Raw genomic sequence first — 15103 nt, 5'->3', positions numbered from 1 at the left:
TCCCGGGGGCCGCCGGAGCGGCTCCTCGATCAGAGCGACTTCTCGATCGCCTCGACGAGAGCGGGGTCCCCGGGCTCGACGTTCGGGCGGAACCGGCCCACGACCTCACCGTCCCGGGAGACCAGGAACTTCTCGAAGTTCCACTGCACGTCGCCGGCCTTGCCCTCGGCGTCGGCGGCCCGGGTCAGCTCGGCGTACAGCGGGTGGCGCTCCTCGCCGTTGACGTCGGTCTTGGCCAGCAACGGGAAGTCCACGCCGTAGTTGACCGCGCAGAACTCCTGGATCTCCTCGGCGCTGCCCGGCTCCTGACCCAGGAACTGGTTGCACGGCACGCCGACGACGGTGAACCCCCGGTCGGCGTAGGACCGCTGGAGGCGGACCAGGCCCTCGTACTGCGGGGTGAGGCCGCAACGGGAGGCCACGTTCACGATCAGAAGGGTTTTGTCGCCCGTCAGGTCCGCCAGCGTGGTGGGGGCTCCGGCGAGGGTGTCCACGGAGATATCACGAATGCTCATGAACAGAGCTTATTGGACCCTTTACCACCCGTGGCGGTTCGGGCGGCGCGCCGCGGCGGACGGCGACCGGCTCCCTGCCAGACGGCCCGCGCCGGTTCAAACCCCATGGAGGGTCGATCTTTTCACCGGCTCGCCGCATCCGCCGCCCCGCCACCGTCAGCCCGGCCTCCTCGAACCGCCCGCAAGCCGCGAAGATCGGGTAAACAGCTTGCCTTCCCGTGTCGCAACCGCCGTCCGAAACTCCCCCGGCGTACTAGAAACCGCCTAGAGACACCGCCGCGGCGTCTGCCGGAAACATGCCGGCACGACCACGCGGGCGTCCCTCGTGCGAGCCACGGACGCGGGACCGCCAAGCGGGCGCAGGGCCGCCGTGCCCTCACCCCGCCTCCCGCACGCGGCCCGACGGAAGGAAGATCATGAACGGCAACCGCGCGCTGCGCACCACGGTCGTGACCGCACTCACCGCCTGCACCGTGGCCACGTCCACGGCGGCCTGCCAGGCCGAGGCGATCTCCATGCCGGTAGGGGAAGAACCGGCCGAGACGGTCCACCGGGGCGAGCGGTCCGCGCAGGCGGCCCACCCGGGCGAATGGTCCGCGCAGGCGGCCCACCGGAGCGGGCAGTCCACCGGGACGGTTCACCGGGGCGTGTGGTCGACCGAGGCCGAGCCTCAGGACAGACCCCGCGCCCGGACCGCAAAGGGCAGGAACAAGGCGATCGCTTTCCGCCTCGTCTCCCGCCGGGCGTGGTCCGACGACCAGTTCCGCTGCCTGGACCGGCTCTGGACCAGGGAGAGCAACTGGAACCACCGGGCGCACAACCGTTACACGGGCGCCTACGGCATCCCGCAGGCGCTGCCGGGCTCGAAGATGAGCGGCAGCGGCGGGGACTGGCGGTCGAATCCGGCCACGCAGATCAACTGGGGTCTGCGGTACATCAAGGGCCGCTACGGGTCACCGTGCGGCGCATGGGGTCATTTCCAGGCGAGGAACTGGTATTGACCAGGCGGGAGCGCCCAGGGGAAGGGAGCGCTCCCGGAGGACGCCCGGGGCATCGGGAGTGCCCCGGGCGTCACCTTTTCCGCCGTTGCCGGTGGACGGCGATGGCCTGGACGAGCAGTTCCATGCCGAACTCGAACTCGGACTCGTGGTCACAGTGGCCGAGTTCGGCGGCGAGGGCGTTGGTCTGCGGGAACAGCACCGGATCCACGTTGGCGATGTCCACCTCGGCATGGTGGACCGGCGCGAAGGTCGGGGTGACGCCGACCTCCCGCAGCAGCGATCCCACGATGTAGGCGATGAACATGCGCAGGATGCGCACCGCCTCCTCCCCGTCGAACCCCGCGCTGCGCAGCGTGGCGAGCGCCCGCTCGACCGGGAGCAGCCCGGCGGTCGACTGCAGCTGACGGCTGACCACCACCATCGTGCACCGGGGATAGTGGTGGGCGATCTGCCGGAACGCCCGCGCCTGCATGCGTACCCGGTCGGTCCAGTCGGCGTCCGGGTCGTCGGCGAACTCGATCCCCGACAGCACCGTCTCGGCCACCGCGTCGAGCAGCGCCGCCTTGTTGGGCACGTGGTTGTAGAGCGACATGACGCCCACGCCCAGGTCGGCCGCGATCCTGCGCATGGAGATCGCGTCGGCCCCCTCGCGTTCGATCAGGTCGATGGCCGCGGTGACGATACGCGGACGGGACAGCGGCTCTGCGGACATGACTCCATTCTCCCCCAGCCCATTGACGGACGTACACCGTACGTGTCACCCTCCAAAGCGTACGTACGGTGTACGTCTCTGGAGGCCGCATTGTCGACGCACGATCTGTACACGATCCCGGCCGAGCTCTCCACCTGGGATGTGGAGGCGGCGGGTGCCGCCCGCTTCACGTGGGAGTACGACGACGGCAGGGACCGCATGCTCGCCCTCTACCAGAAGGGCAAGGACAAGCAGTGGGACTCCGTCAAGCGCATCGACTGGGACCTTGAGGTCGATCCGTACAACGTGCTCGGCATCCCCGACAACACCATCGCCATCTACGGCACCCCGCTGTGGGAGCGGATGGACGAGAAGCAGCGCCAGGACGTGCGCCTGCACGGCGCGGCCTGGCAGTTCTCCCAGTTCCTGCACGGCGAGCAGGGTGCGATGATCTGCTCGGCCCGGATCGTCGAGTCGGTCCCGGACCTCGACTCCAAGTTCTACGCCGCCACCCAGACGATGGACGAGGCCCGTCACGCCGAGACCTACGCCCGCTTCCTGCAGGAGAAGGTCGGCCTGGCCTACCCGATCAACGAGCATCTCAAGGCCCTGCTGGACAGCACCCTGAGCGACTCCCGCTGGGACATGCCGTACCTGGGCATGCAGGTGCTCATCGAGGGCCTGGCCCTGGCCGCCTTCGGCGTGATGCGCGACATCACCACCAAGCCGCTGCCCAAGCAGATCCTCGCCTACGTGATGCAGGACGAGGCCCGCCACGTCGCCTTCGGCCGGATGGCGTTGCGCGACTACTACAGCCAGCTCGGCGAGGCCGAACTGCGCGAGCGCGAGGACTTCGTCATCGAGGGCTGCTACCTGATGCGCGACCGCCTGCGCGGCCGGGAGACCTGGGAGACCATCGGCCTGAACAAGTCCGAGGTCGCCGAAGCCATGGAGGCCGTCGACAACTCCGAGTACCTCAAGCTCTTCCGCTCCCTGCTGTTCAGCCGCATCGTCCCCTGCGTCAAGGACATCGGCCTGTGGAGCCCCCGCCTGCAGCAGGCCTACGCCGACATGGGCGTGCTCGACATGGCCGGCCAGAGCCTGGACGCGCTCATGAGGCAGGACGAGGAGATCGCCGAGAAGGTCGACGCCGAGCGCTTCGCCGCCGAGGAGGCCGAGCGCCACGCCGAGGTCGCCGAGACCATCGCCCTCGGCGCCGACTCCTGACCCTCCGCCCGCCGCTCCGAAGTCGTCAGCCTCCGGCTGAAGCCCGCACTCCGGGTTCCTGACGGCTCTTCATCGCTCGCGTGGTCGGCGAACGGGCGGCGGAGACGGCCGGACGGCACGGCCGGAGAGCCTGCCCGGCCAAGGGCGACCGCGGTCAGCGGCCTGCGGTGCCGTCACCCTGTACGACGTCCGCGAGGGGCGTCGAGGAGCATCATGGATTCTCCGAAATCAGCCACGATCTTCAGCTGGCCGCCGAGAGCCGCCACGTAGGCGGCCAGAGTGGCCACCTCGCTGATCACACCACTCTCGATCTGTGAGATTCGCGCCTGTGAGACCCCCATCGCCCTTGCGACGTCTTCCTGACGCAAACCGAGTTGTTTCCGCGCCTCGGCCAACCGGTAAGCCCGCTGTTGGGCGATCAACTCATCCCGGAACACGGCGATCTGGGGCTCGTCCTCCGGCTGGATGAGTTCGGCCCGCAGTGCCTCCCACGTCACACTCTCGTCGCTCATCAGTCCTTCCTTTCCATGTGCCGGGCGAAACGCTCTTCCGCAATCTTGATCGCTGTGCCGTACCAGCCGTCCCAGTCCTCCGATTTGTCCCCGGCGACCAGGAAGACCGCTTGACGCCACGGGTCGAAGAAAAAGATCAGTCGCACCTCGCTTCGCCCACGCGATCCGGGCCTGAGCTCCTTGAGATTACTGATGGCGGATCCTCGGAGCGTGTCCACCAACGGCCGCCCCAGACTCGGCCCTTCATCGGCGACCCGGTCCAGCGCCGCGGCGATCGGCCCGAGCGTCTGCCGATCGGTTCTCCGGAGCTCATGAAGCCAGTCGCGAACCTCTGAAACGATGACTATCTGCCAGCTCACCCCAGCATAATAGATTTCTTATGACACCCCAAGCGGAGAGCCGAGAACTTTTGGTAACCCATTCCACACGTTGAGTGGTAGCCGCCCTTCATTCGCTCCCCGTGTACGCAGACAACCGGGCGAGCGGCCTCAGAGGAGGGCACGCAGGCCCTCCAGCAGGGTCTCCCTGAACGTCAGCGCCCGGTTCGTGGCCCGGGGCCGGCGGTCCGATCCGCCGCCCCAGCCCGTCACCCGTGACCGGAGCCGCTCCGGGCGGTGTTTAGCGGCGGACTCACCGGATAGGCGCTTCCGTCGAAGGAGTACGGCCGGCTATGAAGGGGACGACCATGGGGACGAACGACAAGATCGCGAACAAGGCCGAGGAGCTCAAGGGCACGGCCAAGGAGAACCTGGGGGATCTCACCAACGACGAGGAACTCCGGGCGGAGGGCCGGGCCGACCGGATGGAGGGCGGCGTCAAGCAGGCGGGCGAGAAGGTCAAGGACGCCGGAAAGAAGATCAAGGACGCCTTCACGGACTGATGCCGGGGACGCGAGCCCTCCGGAAGTGCTTGCCGAGGGGGCGGATCGGGCATAGCGTCCGATCATGGCTGTCGTACACCAGCCGCGCGTAGCCTGGGAAGGCGCACGGGCCTTCGTCTCCGCGGCGAGTTCCGAGGTCTACTGGTGGCTGACCGACATGATCGGTCGGCACTTCGGCGTCACGCACCAGTTGCAACTGGCCGAGACGCGCCTGCGGCTCCAGCGCGAGGACGCGGAGTTCGCCGAGATCGGGGCCTGGCGGGTGCGGCTGGAGGATCTGCTGCGCGAGCGCCCGGAGCTGGCTCCGGTCCTGCTCCATCTGGCCGGGGACATCTCCGGGCGACTGCCCCGCTAGGGCTTGTTCCGGCGGACTCGCCGTAGCGGCGACGAAGGCCCGGCCGGCGTAGGAGGGTATGCGACCCTGAAAGATATGCCGGACTGGACATATCACCCTTTACGCCCTTTCGCGGCAGCCATCCTGGGCCGGCGGAGGTCGCAGCGGATGGCGTTGCGCGCTCTGGCCACGCTGACCCGCTCGCCGGGAGGGGCCAGGGTCGTTACCGGACTGTTCGGCCACCCCCGGCCACCGGCGGAGATCGCCGCCCGGCTCGGCGCGGTCGTTCCCGTCGAGTTCGCCCGTGACGCCATCCGGGCGCTGCCGGTCCAGGGAGCGGGCGTCATCGAGGTCGGACCGGTCGCCTTGGCCGATGTGCCGCTGGTGCGGCGGGCCGTCGCCGGTCGCCGCTGCCGGGTGATCGCCCGGGCCGCCACACCCGAGGCGGCGGCGCGGCTCGCCCCGTACGTCGACCGGGTGACCACCGGAGACGAACCGGACCTGCTCCACCTCGCCGACCCGGCCGTCGCGCGCGCCGCAGCCGCGCTGGCCGACCCGGCCACGACGGTGCTGGCCACGCCCGGAGTGCTGGTGACCGCCGGACCGGGGTGGTTCCAGCGGGTCATCGAGGCGGTGACCCCGACCGCGCCGCCGGAGAGTCTGCGAGACGTTCCCCCGGACCCGCGGCGCTGGCCGGGATGGTGGTGGGGCCTGCTCGTCGGGCTCGGCATGACAGGCGCCGGCCTGGGCGCAGCGCTGATCACGATCGGGCCGCTGCTGCTGTGGTACGACGAAAACTACCTCGGCATGGACCGGGAACGCCTCTCCGCCGTCAACCGTCACCTGGTGCCCTTCCTGCAGCATGACCGGATCACGATGGCCGGCACCATGGTGGCGATCGGCGCGCTGTACGCCGGACTTGCGTGGGGCGGCATCCGGCAGGGGTGGGGGTGGGCCCGCAGGGCGTATCTCGTCTCCGGCGCGGTCGGTTTCTCCACCCTGTTCTACTTCCTGGGCACCGGCTTCGTGGAGCCCCTGCACACCGCGGTCACGGTGGCGCTGCTTCCGATGTTCCTGCTGGCCGTATGGCGGCGCCCGGTGCGGCCTCGATGGAAGGTGCTGCCGGAAGGGTCCGAGCGGCTGCGGCGACGGGCCCTCGTCGGCCAGCTCCTGATGATCACAACCGGTGCCGGCCTGTTCGCGGGAGGAGCCGTCGTGTCCGTCGTGGGCCTCACCGAGGTCTTCGTCCCCACCGACCTGACGTTCCTGCACACCGACGCCGACCGGCTCGACGCGGCCAACCCCCGGCTGGTGGCGTTCGTCGCCCATGACCGCGCCGGCTTCGGAGGCGCCCTCATGGCCGCCGCCCTGGCGGTCGTCTTCATCGGCCTGTGGGGCTGGCGCCGTGGCGCGTCATGGGTGTGGTGGTCGCTGGCCTCGGCCGCGGCCGCGGGCTTCCTGCCCGCCGTCGCCGTACACATGATCATCGGCTACACGAGTTTCGAGCATCTGGCTCCGGTGTATCTGGGAATCGGCCTCAGTGCGCTCGCCCTCGTCCTTTCCCGGCCGTACCTGTGCGCCGGGCGCGCGGGCGACGCCGTGCCCGCTAACGGAGCACGACGAAGACCAGGGAGCCGGTGACGGCGGCGAGGCTGCCGAGCCAGGCGAGAACGGCGTCGGCGCGCTCGTCGAGGGGGCGGCCCCCGTGCAGGGCGTCCTGGACGCGGTGGTAGCGCACGCCGGTGCGGGCCAGCAGGAGCGCGCCGCACAGGGCGGCCGCGGCGAAGGGGACGGCGACGAGCGGGTGGGCGCCGGCGCGCAGGGCCATCCCGCCTGCGCCCAGGCCGCTGGCGGCCAGCATGGTGGCGGTGCGGACCCAGGCCAGGCGGGTGCGCTCGCTCTGCAGCCCCTCGTCCCAGAGCTCGGTCATCGCCCTCCTGCCGGGCCCGTCGCCGGACGGCCCGCCGTGGTCCGCCGGTACGGCGGCGCTCATCGGGCCGTCAGGATGAGGACGAGCGCGAGCAGGGCCACCGCCGCCACGCCGTACCCGAACAGCGGGGCGAGGGTGGGCGGCGGGAGCGGGGAGTCGCTGCGCAGGGCGTGCTGGACGCGGCGCCAGCGGGGGTAGGCCATCGCGGCGGCCAGCGCGGACAGGGAGACCAGGACGACCGCGAGCAGGGTCCGCATCCAGGGCACGAAGACGTCCGGGGAGACGGCCGCCATCGCGACACCGCCCGCACTCAGCGCGAGCGAGGTGCTGAGCCAGGTCAGGAAGGTGCGCTCGTTCGCGAGCGTGAACCGGGGATCCGGCTCCTTTCCGGAGGTGTCCATGGAACCGACGCTATTTCAACGACATTTCCCCTAGAGAACCCGGGATTCGACGAAAACCTCAGACACGGCGAAAAGCATCGGCCGGAGAGCCCGGTCCCGGACGGCGCCCGGGACCGGAGAGAGCCCTCAGGCGCAGGCGCCGGTGAGCTCCTGGACCCACCTCGCGCTGTCGGCGGCGACCTTCTGCGCCGCGTCGACGGCGTCGTTGGCGTTCTGCACGTTGAGGCTCCCCAGGCTGGAGGACACGCCGTCGGCGGCCTCCTTCAGGGAGGTGTTGGCGGCCTTGTCGGCGAGGGTGCCGAGCTGGGTGGCCCCGTCGTTCAGCGCCTTCTCCATCGCGGCGGGGTCGTTGACCAGACCGGCCACCTTCGCCGCGGTCTCGGTGACGATGCCGGCGGCCTGGATGCACTGCTGTGCCTTGTCGACGCCCTCGCTCACCTGCTGGATCTCCGCACAGCCGGTGGTCAGCAGCGCGGCGGCCAGGGCGGAGGCGGCCAGGGCAAGGGTCCGTCGCGGAAGAGGTCGCATATTTCGACTCTACCCAACGGCCCGGTGCGGCAGGCGGTGTCCGGAAGACCGGTCCACCGCCCGCCGTACCGGGCCGCTGAGGGCGCAGGAGGGCGCAACCCGATCAGAGCTTGTCGAAGCAGGGTCCGTCCATGGTGTACGCCTGCGCGGTCGGGCCGGTGGAGAAGTCCTTGACGATCGTGACGCCGGTGGGCGCCGCGGCGTCGGGCTTGTTGATCAGGGTCTGCCGGAAGGTCGCGGTGTTCGGGTCCCCGGCGAAGTTGCCCGCCTCGGGGGGGAGCATGCCCTCGTAGTCGACCGTGGTCAGCGACTTGACCGCGGCGACCAGGCCCTTGCGGCTGACGTCCCCGCTGGCGACCATCTTCTCCAGCGCGGCCTTGAGCGGGTAGGACCAGGCCCAGCCCGAGGTGTAGCCGTCGCTCGGGGTGACGTTGCCCAGCGCCTCGCGCATGGCCTTGTGGCCGGGGGTGTCGGCGCCCCACGGCCTGCCGGGCGAGGACTGCTCGTAGAGCGCGAGGATCGCGGGCGCGGCCGGGCTCTTGAGCAGTGCCGGGTTCCAGGTCGGGCCGGTGCCGATGAAGCGGCCCTTGAACCCGGCGGCGGCGGACTGACCGATGACGGCGGCGGCGTCGGCCGGACCGGTGGTCAGGATGACCAGGTCGGGCTTGTTCTTGGTGATCTCGGTGATGGCCCTGCCCTGCTCGGTCGCGCCGGAGGGGGTCTCGACCGCGGTGAACTCCAGGCCGTTGCGCTCGGCCGCCGCCTTCGCCCCCGCGGCCGCGTCGGCGCCGTAGTCGCCGGCGTAGTGCACGGCCATGACGGTCTTCGGCTTGTAGGTCTCGACCGCGTAGTCGACGGCGTTCATGGACTCGACGCAGTAGTTCGCGCCGGTCTCCACGATGACGTCCTCGAACTCCCAGGCCGAGGTCCACGACGCGGGCGCGGCGACGACGTTGTTGGCCTTCAGGTCGGCGAGGATGGCCGCGGTGGTCGGCGAGCCGAGGGTCTGGGCCAGGCCGAGCACGTTGTTCTTGATCTCCTGGTAGACCTGGTTGTGCGTCTCGGGGTTGTACTTGTTGTCGCGGACGTAGGCCTGCACGTCCACCTCGTACTTGCCCCCGATGCCGCCGGCCTTGTTGACCCGGTTCCAGAACGCCTTCTGCGCCTGGGTGATCGGTACGGCCAGCGCGGCGAACGGCCCGGAGGTCAGGTCGGAGATCGTGCCGAGGTAGATGCACCCCTTGTTCCTGTCCACCGCGATCGGGCACGGCTCGCTGGTGACGCCCGTGGTCACGGCGCCCTTCTTATCCTCGTCGTCCCCCCGGATGACGCCGCACGCGGACAGAAGGGCCACCAGGGACACGGCGATCACCAGATGGCGCTTCGACATGGACTCAGCTCCTTTTCGGTAGGGGAGGCGCATGAAGGAGAAAAATCAATACGAGAAAGGCCAGCTCTTCCAGTAGGCGCGGACGCGGATCCAGATCCCGAAGAGACCCCGGGGTTCGAAGACGAGGAACAGCACGATCAGCAGGCCGTACAGGGCGACCTGGATCTGGAAGACGTTGGGCGTCTGGGTCGTGTCGGCGCTGACGAACGGCAGCAGGGCGGGCAGTTCCTGGGTGAGGCGGGGCAGGAGGGTGATGAACAGCGCCCCGGCGATGGAGCCGGAGACCGTGGCCACCCCGCCGATCAGGACCATCGCGATGAACTGCACCGACATCAGCAGGTTGAACGAGCCGGGATCGAAGAACCCGGTGATCGTGTACATCAGCGCGCCCGCGCATCCCGCGTAGAACGAGGAGATCGCGAAGGCGAGCGTCTTGTAGCGGGTCAGCGGCACGCCGATCACCTCGGCGGCGATGTCGCGGTCGCGGACGGCGGAGAAGGCCCGGCCGATCCGGGAGCGGGCGAGGTTGCGCGCCGCCACCGCGAAGACCACCAGCAGCACGAGCATCAGCATGTACAGCGACTGCGCCCGGGTGCCGAGCGCGCTGTCGGCGTCGAACCGGAAGCCGAACAGCTCGGGGGTGGCGGCCGGGCGGCCCACGCCGGGACCGCCGGTCAGGTGGTCCCACTCCTTGAAGACGTGCTCGCCGAGGAAGACCAGCCCGAGCGTGACGATCGCCAGGTAGAGGCCGCGGAGCCGGGCGGCGAGCGGGGCGACGAGCACCCCGGCCAGCGCCGCGACCGCTCCGGCGGCGGGCAGCCAGACGAGCATGCTGGTGATCCCGAACCCCAGGGTGCGCCCGCCCGGGTCCCCGGAGACCGCCGCGGCGGTGTAGGCGCCGATGGCGACGAAGAAGGCGTGGCCCAGCGAGACCTGGCCGGCGTAGCCGGTGACGATGTTGAGCCCGATCGCGCCGATCGCCGCGATGTACCCGGCCGCCAGCAGGACCAGCAGGTCGTCGGGGAGGCCGCTGAGCAGGATCGCGGCGCCCAGCAGCAGCGCGAGCCAGACCTTCTTGGCGCGGGTGTCGAGCAGCGCCATGTCCTGGGAGTAGGCGGTGTAGAGCAGCGGGCGCCCCTTCGGCCTGCGCGCCCGGACCGCTCCGGGGCCCCCGCCCGGGTGCGCGTCCGGTCCCGCGGCCGGGGCCCGGCCCCGCCCGGCGGTCTCCACCCGTCCGGGCGCCCCGGCCTGCTCGGGCGGTTCGACCCTCTCGGTCCGTTCGGTCATACCCGCTCCACCTCCGGAGTGCCGAACAGCCCGTACGGTCTGACCAGCAGGACCAGGAGCATGACCGCGTACGGCGTGACGACCGCGAAGTTCTGCCCCAGCCAGGGCGCCAGATCCCCCTGGTAGGACTGGACCAGCGACTCCACGACCCCGATCACCAGTCCCCCGGCCACCGCGCCGCCGAGTGAGTCGAGCCCGCCGACGATGATCGCCGGCAGCGCCTTGAGCGCGATGATCCAGGTGAGCTGGTCCACGCCCTGGCCGGTGCCGACGAAGGTCCCGGCGATGGCGGCCAGGCCCCCGGCCAGGCCCCACGAGAGCGCGAAGACCATGCCGACCGAGACGCCCTGGGCCAGCGCGGTCTCCTGGTCGAAGGCGGCCGCCCGCATCGCCAGGCCGTACCGGGTGTAGCGGAAGAAGGCGAACAGCAGGGCGACGAGCACGGCCGTCGACAGCAGCATCGCGATCCATCGCTGCTGTACGGCCAGGCCGCCGATCTCCACCAGGCGCAGTCCCCACGGGTCGCCGACCTGGCGCACGTCCAGCCCGATGAAGCCGTTGACCACCACCCGGACGACGACGTCGATCCCGAGCGTGATGATCGCAACGACGAATACGGGACGGCCGACCATCGGCCGGATCGCGATCCGCTCGACGCCCAGGGCCAGCGCGGCGACCAGCAGCGCCGCCAGCGGCACGGCGGCGTAGAAGCCGGTCACCTCCGCCAGGTGGCTGACCGCGACCGCACCAGCGATCATGAAGGCGGGCTGGGCGAAGCTGATCACCCGCGTCGCCTTGTAGACGATCACGAACCCGAGGGCCAGCAGGGCGTAGACCGAGCCGTTGCCCAGCCCGCGGACCAGTGATTCGAGCACACCCTTCATCTGCTTCGGTACATCCCTTCGACGAGGTCGGCGAAGAGTCGTTCGATCGCGCTCCGCTTGACCTTCTGGGTGGCGGTGAGCTCGCCGTCCTCGTGATCGAGTTCCTTGGGAAGCAGGGCGAACCGCTTGATCTGCTCGACCCGGGCGAAGCGCTCGTTGACCTCGTCGACGATCCCCTGCACGAGCTCGCGCACCTCAGGCTTCTCCGACAGGTCGCGGTAGGTCGTGTACGGCAGGCCGCGCCTGCGCGCCCACTCCCCCACGGTGTCGAGCTCGATGCCGATCAGCGCGGCCAGGTACTTGCGGCGGTCGCCGACGACGACGGCCTCCTTGAGGTACGGCGAGGCCTTGAGCGCGTTCTCCATCTCGCTCGGCGCGATGTTCTTGCCGCCGGCCGTGATGATGATGTCCTTCATCCGGTCGGTGATCCTGACGTGGGTGCCGTCCACCCACTCCCCGACGTCGCCGGTGTGCAGCCAGCCGTCGGGGTCGAGCACGTCGGCGGTGGCGCGGGGGTCGCGCCAGTATCCCGCGAAGGTGCCCGGGTGCCGGGTGAGGATCTCCCCGGTCAGCTCGTCGATCCGCAGCTCCACGCCTTCGTGGGGCTCGCCGACGGTGCCGAGCTTGATCCGGCCCGGGCGGTTGCCGGTGGCGACGGCGGTGTTCTCGCTCATGCCGTACACCTCGTGCATGGCCACGCCGATTCCCATGTAGAACTTGAGCACCGCGGGGGCGATCGGCGCGGCGCCGGAGGCGGCGTAGCGGACCCGGCGCATGCCGAGCCGCTCGCGCAGCGCGCGGTAGCAGAAGACCCAGCCGATCCCGTAGAGCGCCCTCGTGCGCGGGGTGTGCGTGCCGCCGGTGCGCACCAGCGTGTCGCCGATCCGGTCGGCCACTCCCAGCCAGAACCGGGTGACCGCGCGCTTGAGCGGCGAGGCCGACTCCAGCCGGATCTCCACCCCGGCGAGCACCTTCTCCCAGATGCGCGGGACCCCGAACAGGATCGTCGGCTGCACCTCGCGCAGGTTGGCCTGGACGGTCTCGATGGACTCGGCGAAGTTCACCTGCACCCCGGCGGCGGCGTTGAACCAGACCGTGAAGGCTCGCTCGGCCACGTGGCACAGCGGCAGGTACGACAGGGCGAGATCCCTCTCCGACGGCGGGGGCGAGGTGAAACCGCCGCCCTCGACGAGCAGCTTGATCGCGTACTCGACGTTGCCGACGGTGAGCATCACGCCCTTGGGCGGGCCGGTGGTGCCGGAGGTGTAGATCAGCGTGATCACGTCGTCGGTCCGGGTGGCGGCCATCCGCCGCTCGACCGCGCCGGGGTTCTCCTCCCGGTGGGCGGCCCCGATCTCCAGCAGTTCACTCCAGGCCGTCAGCCGGGGGTCGTCGTAGCGCCCGCGGACGCCCCGCGGCTCGACGTAGACGATCCGCTCCAGCTCGGGGCAGCGGTCCAGGACCGCGAGCGCCTTGTCGACCTGTTCCTGGTCCTCGGCGATGAGGATCTTCGCCCCGGAGTGGGAGAGCAGGTAGGCGGCCTCGGCGGCCGGGTTGGTGGGGTACAGGCCGACCGTGATGCCGCGGACCGCCACGATCGCGAGGTCGGTGTAGAGCCACTCGCGCCTGTTCTCCGAGTGCACGGCCACCCGGTCGCCGGGCTCGACGCCGAGCGCGAGCAGGGCGTGCGCCACGAGCTGGACGTTCTCCCAGTAGTCCGCCCAGGTGACCTCCTGCCAGATGCCGAAGTCCTTCTCCCGCATGGCGATGCGGCCGGGCGTGGCGCGGGCCCGGTCGCGGACCCGGGTGACGATGGTCGTGGTGCGCGTGTGTTCCTGTTCCCGCGGTTCCCGCGTGAGCGTCATGACGCCCCTCCCAGGTAGGCCTCGATGACCTTGGGGTCGCGCTGGACCTCGGCCGGGGTGCCGAGCGCGACCGGGCGGCCGAAGTCGAGCACGAGCACCCGGTCGGCCAGGTCCATGACCAGGCCCATGTCGTGGTCGACGAGCACGACGGGCACACCGAGCTCGTCTCGGATGTCGAGCACGAAGCGGGCCATGTCCTCGGTCTCCTCCAGGTTCATCCCGGCGACCGGCTCGTCCAGCAGCAGCAGGCGGGGCTCCATGGCCAGCGCGCGGCCGAGCTCGACGCGTTTCTGCACGCCGTACGGGAGCAGCCGGACGGGGTGGCGGCGCCAGGCCGCCAGGTCGAGGAAGTCGATGATGTCCTCGACGCGGGCACGGGCGGCGAGTTCCTCCCGGCGCGCCCGGCCGAGCCAGAGCAGGGCGGACAGCGGGCCGTAGCCGAAGTGGTGGTGGCGGCCGAGCATGAGGTTGTCGAGCACGGTCAGGTTGTGGAACAGCTCGACGTTCTGGAAGGTGCGGGCCAGGCCCATGGCGGCGATCCGGTGCGGAGGCCGGCCGAGGATGTCCTCTCCGAGGAAGGTCACCGCGCCGCGCTGAGGCCGGTAGACCCCGGACAGGACGTTGAAGACGGAGGTCTTCCCCGCGCCGTTCGGGCCGATCACGGCGAACAGCTCGGCCGGGGCCACCTCGAAGGAGACCCCGTCGATCGCCTTCACCCCGGCGAACGAGAGCCCGACGTCCTCGACCTTCAGCACCGGCGGCGCGGCCTCGGGAGGGGCCGCCCGGATGTCAGCGGCCATGGGGCGCCACCTCGCCCTCGCCGGTCACCGCGACCGCCCCGCCGCTCACGACAGCCACCTCTTCCTGCGTCGGTAGTGCTTGACCTCGCGGAAGGACTTGACCGTCCCCTCGGCGCCGAGGCCGAGGTAGAACTCCTTGATGTCCTCGTCGGCCAGCAGCTCGGCCGCCGGGCGGTCCATGACGATCTTCCCGGTCTCCATGACGTAGCCGTGGTCGGCGACCGACAGGGCCATCGTGGCGTTCTGCTCGACGAGCAGGACCGTGGTCCCCTGCTTGTTGATCTCGACGACGAGGTCGCGGATCTGGCGCACCAGCGAGGGGGCCAGCCCGAGGCTGGGCTCGTCCAGCAGCAGGTAGCGGGGGCCGGCCATGAGCGCCCTGCCGACCGCCAGCATCTGCTGCTCGCCGCCGGACAGGTAGCCGGAGACGTTCCTGCGCCTCTCCTTCAGCAACGGGAACAGCCCGTAGACGCGGTCGAGGTTGTCGGCGACGGCCCGGGCTGCGGTGTGCGCGCCGACCTTCAGGTTCTCCTCGACGGTCAGCTCGCCGAAGATGCGCCGTCCCTCCATGACCTGGCTGACCCCGCGCCGCACGATCTGCGCGGGGCGCAGGCCGTGCACGGGCTCGCCGTCGATGAGGACCGATCCCTTGGTGATCTCACCGTCGTGCACGTCCAGCAGGCCCGACAGGGCCCGCAGCAGAGTGGTCTTGCCCGCTCCGTTCGCGCCCAGCAGGGCCACGATCGATCCCGCCGGAACCCGCAGGCTGACCCCGCGCAGCACCAGCATCACGTCGTCGTAGACGACCTCGAGATTGCGGACTTCCAGCATCGGGCTCCCTGAGGTTCGCGGCCTAGG

General features: G+C 70.4%; 18 protein-coding genes. 5 read left to right on the top strand and 13 right to left on the bottom strand.

What is annotated here, in order from left to right; translation table 11 throughout:
• Positions 1–29 precede the first annotated feature (29 nt).
• Complete coding sequence (locus HS041_RS24795; protein ID WP_196443197.1) at positions 30–515, bottom strand: glutathione peroxidase; 486 nt, start codon at positions 513–515, stop codon at positions 30–32.
• Between the two features lie 416 nt (positions 516–931).
• Here HS041_RS24795 and HS041_RS24790 point away from each other — a divergent pair, with 416 nt between their 5' ends.
• The gene (locus HS041_RS24790) at positions 932–1516 is read left to right on the top strand and encodes an aggregation-promoting factor C-terminal-like domain-containing protein (protein WP_196443196.1); all 585 of its coding nucleotides are present in this window, start codon (positions 932–934) and stop codon (positions 1514–1516) included.
• Between the two features lie 70 nt (positions 1517–1586).
• On the opposite strand, the gene HS041_RS24785 is transcribed toward HS041_RS24790, so the two are convergent.
• Entirely contained in the window at positions 1587–2228 is a 642-nt protein-coding gene (locus HS041_RS24785; RefSeq protein ID WP_196443195.1) for a TetR/AcrR family transcriptional regulator, read from the bottom strand.
• A gap of 90 nt (positions 2229–2318) precedes the next feature.
• Between HS041_RS24785 and HS041_RS24780 the strand changes: the two genes are divergently transcribed.
• The gene (locus HS041_RS24780; RefSeq protein ID WP_196443194.1) at positions 2319–3434 is read left to right on the top strand and encodes a ferritin-like domain-containing protein; all 1116 of its coding nucleotides are present in this window, start codon (positions 2319–2321) and stop codon (positions 3432–3434) included.
• A 173-nt stretch (positions 3435–3607) separates the two neighbouring features.
• Here HS041_RS24780 and HS041_RS24775 read toward each other — a convergent pair whose 3' ends face one another.
• Entirely contained in the window at positions 3608–3946 is a 339-nt protein-coding gene (locus HS041_RS24775; RefSeq protein WP_196443193.1) for a helix-turn-helix domain-containing protein, read from the bottom strand.
• The gene (locus HS041_RS24770; protein WP_196443192.1) at positions 3946–4305 is read right to left on the bottom strand and encodes a type II toxin-antitoxin system RelE/ParE family toxin; all 360 of its coding nucleotides are present in this window, start codon (positions 4303–4305) and stop codon (positions 3946–3948) included. Before HS041_RS24770 ends, HS041_RS24775 begins: the two co-directional genes overlap by 1 nt.
• Positions 4306–4616: 311 nt before the next feature.
• On the opposite strand from HS041_RS24770, the gene HS041_RS24765 reads away from it, so the two are divergent.
• The 3 genes from HS041_RS24765 (at position 4617) to HS041_RS24755 (ending at position 6801) form a co-directional block, all read left to right on the top strand.
• Entirely contained in the window at positions 4617–4826 is a 210-nt protein-coding gene (locus HS041_RS24765) for a CsbD family protein (RefSeq protein WP_307845448.1), read from the top strand.
• A 64-nt stretch (positions 4827–4890) separates the two neighbouring features.
• Positions 4891–5181, top strand: coding sequence for a hypothetical protein (locus tag HS041_RS24760; RefSeq protein WP_196443191.1), 291 nt, complete (start codon positions 4891–4893; stop codon positions 5179–5181).
• 147 nt (positions 5182–5328) lie between these two features.
• Entirely contained in the window at positions 5329–6801 is a 1473-nt protein-coding gene (locus HS041_RS24755; RefSeq protein ID WP_196443190.1) for a hypothetical protein, read from the top strand.
• Here the strand turns inward: HS041_RS24755 and HS041_RS24750 are convergent.
• From HS041_RS24750 to HS041_RS24710, 9 genes are all read right to left on the bottom strand, one after another.
• The gene (locus HS041_RS24750; RefSeq protein WP_196443189.1) at positions 6767–7090 is read right to left on the bottom strand and encodes a DUF202 domain-containing protein; all 324 of its coding nucleotides are present in this window, start codon (positions 7088–7090) and stop codon (positions 6767–6769) included. The two genes, HS041_RS24755 and HS041_RS24750, sit on opposite strands and share 35 nt — an antisense overlap.
• A gap of 59 nt (positions 7091–7149) precedes the next feature.
• Positions 7150–7491, bottom strand: coding sequence for a YidH family protein (locus HS041_RS24745; protein WP_196443188.1), 342 nt, complete (start codon positions 7489–7491; stop codon positions 7150–7152).
• A 126-nt stretch (positions 7492–7617) separates the two neighbouring features.
• Complete coding sequence (locus tag HS041_RS24740) at positions 7618–8019, bottom strand: DUF8711 family protein (RefSeq protein ID WP_196443187.1); 402 nt, start codon at positions 8017–8019, stop codon at positions 7618–7620.
• 103 nt (positions 8020–8122) lie between these two features.
• A complete protein-coding gene (locus HS041_RS24735; protein ID WP_196443186.1) occupies positions 8123–9409 on the bottom strand; it encodes an ABC transporter substrate-binding protein in 1287 nt (428 codons plus the stop codon).
• A gap of 45 nt (positions 9410–9454) precedes the next feature.
• Positions 9455–10696, bottom strand: coding sequence for a branched-chain amino acid ABC transporter permease (locus HS041_RS24730; protein ID WP_196443185.1), 1242 nt, complete (start codon positions 10694–10696; stop codon positions 9455–9457).
• Entirely contained in the window at positions 10693–11580 is an 888-nt protein-coding gene (locus tag HS041_RS24725; protein WP_196443184.1) for a branched-chain amino acid ABC transporter permease, read from the bottom strand. The genes HS041_RS24730 and HS041_RS24725 overlap by 4 nt, the downstream gene beginning before the upstream one ends.
• Positions 11577–13445 (bottom strand): AMP-dependent synthetase/ligase, encoded by a 1869-nt coding sequence (locus HS041_RS24720; RefSeq protein ID WP_196443183.1) that lies wholly within the window; start codon positions 13443–13445, stop codon positions 11577–11579. The genes HS041_RS24725 and HS041_RS24720 overlap by 4 nt, the downstream gene beginning before the upstream one ends.
• Positions 13442–14245: an ABC transporter ATP-binding protein gene (locus HS041_RS24715; RefSeq protein ID WP_196443182.1), complete on the bottom strand. Its 804-nt coding sequence runs from the start codon at positions 14243–14245 to the stop codon at positions 13442–13444. Before HS041_RS24715 ends, HS041_RS24720 begins: the two co-directional genes overlap by 4 nt.
• A 45-nt stretch (positions 14246–14290) precedes the next feature.
• Complete coding sequence (locus HS041_RS24710) at positions 14291–15076, bottom strand: ABC transporter ATP-binding protein (protein WP_196443181.1); 786 nt, start codon at positions 15074–15076, stop codon at positions 14291–14293.
• Positions 15077–15103: the final 27 nt, after the last annotated feature.

The organism is Planomonospora sp. ID67723 (assembly GCF_015711605.1).
Taxonomy (GTDB): domain Bacteria; phylum Actinomycetota; class Actinomycetes; order Streptosporangiales; family Streptosporangiaceae; genus Planomonospora_A.
Note: the sequence above shows the minus strand (reverse complement) of the source record. Positions and strands in the feature narration are given on the sequence as shown.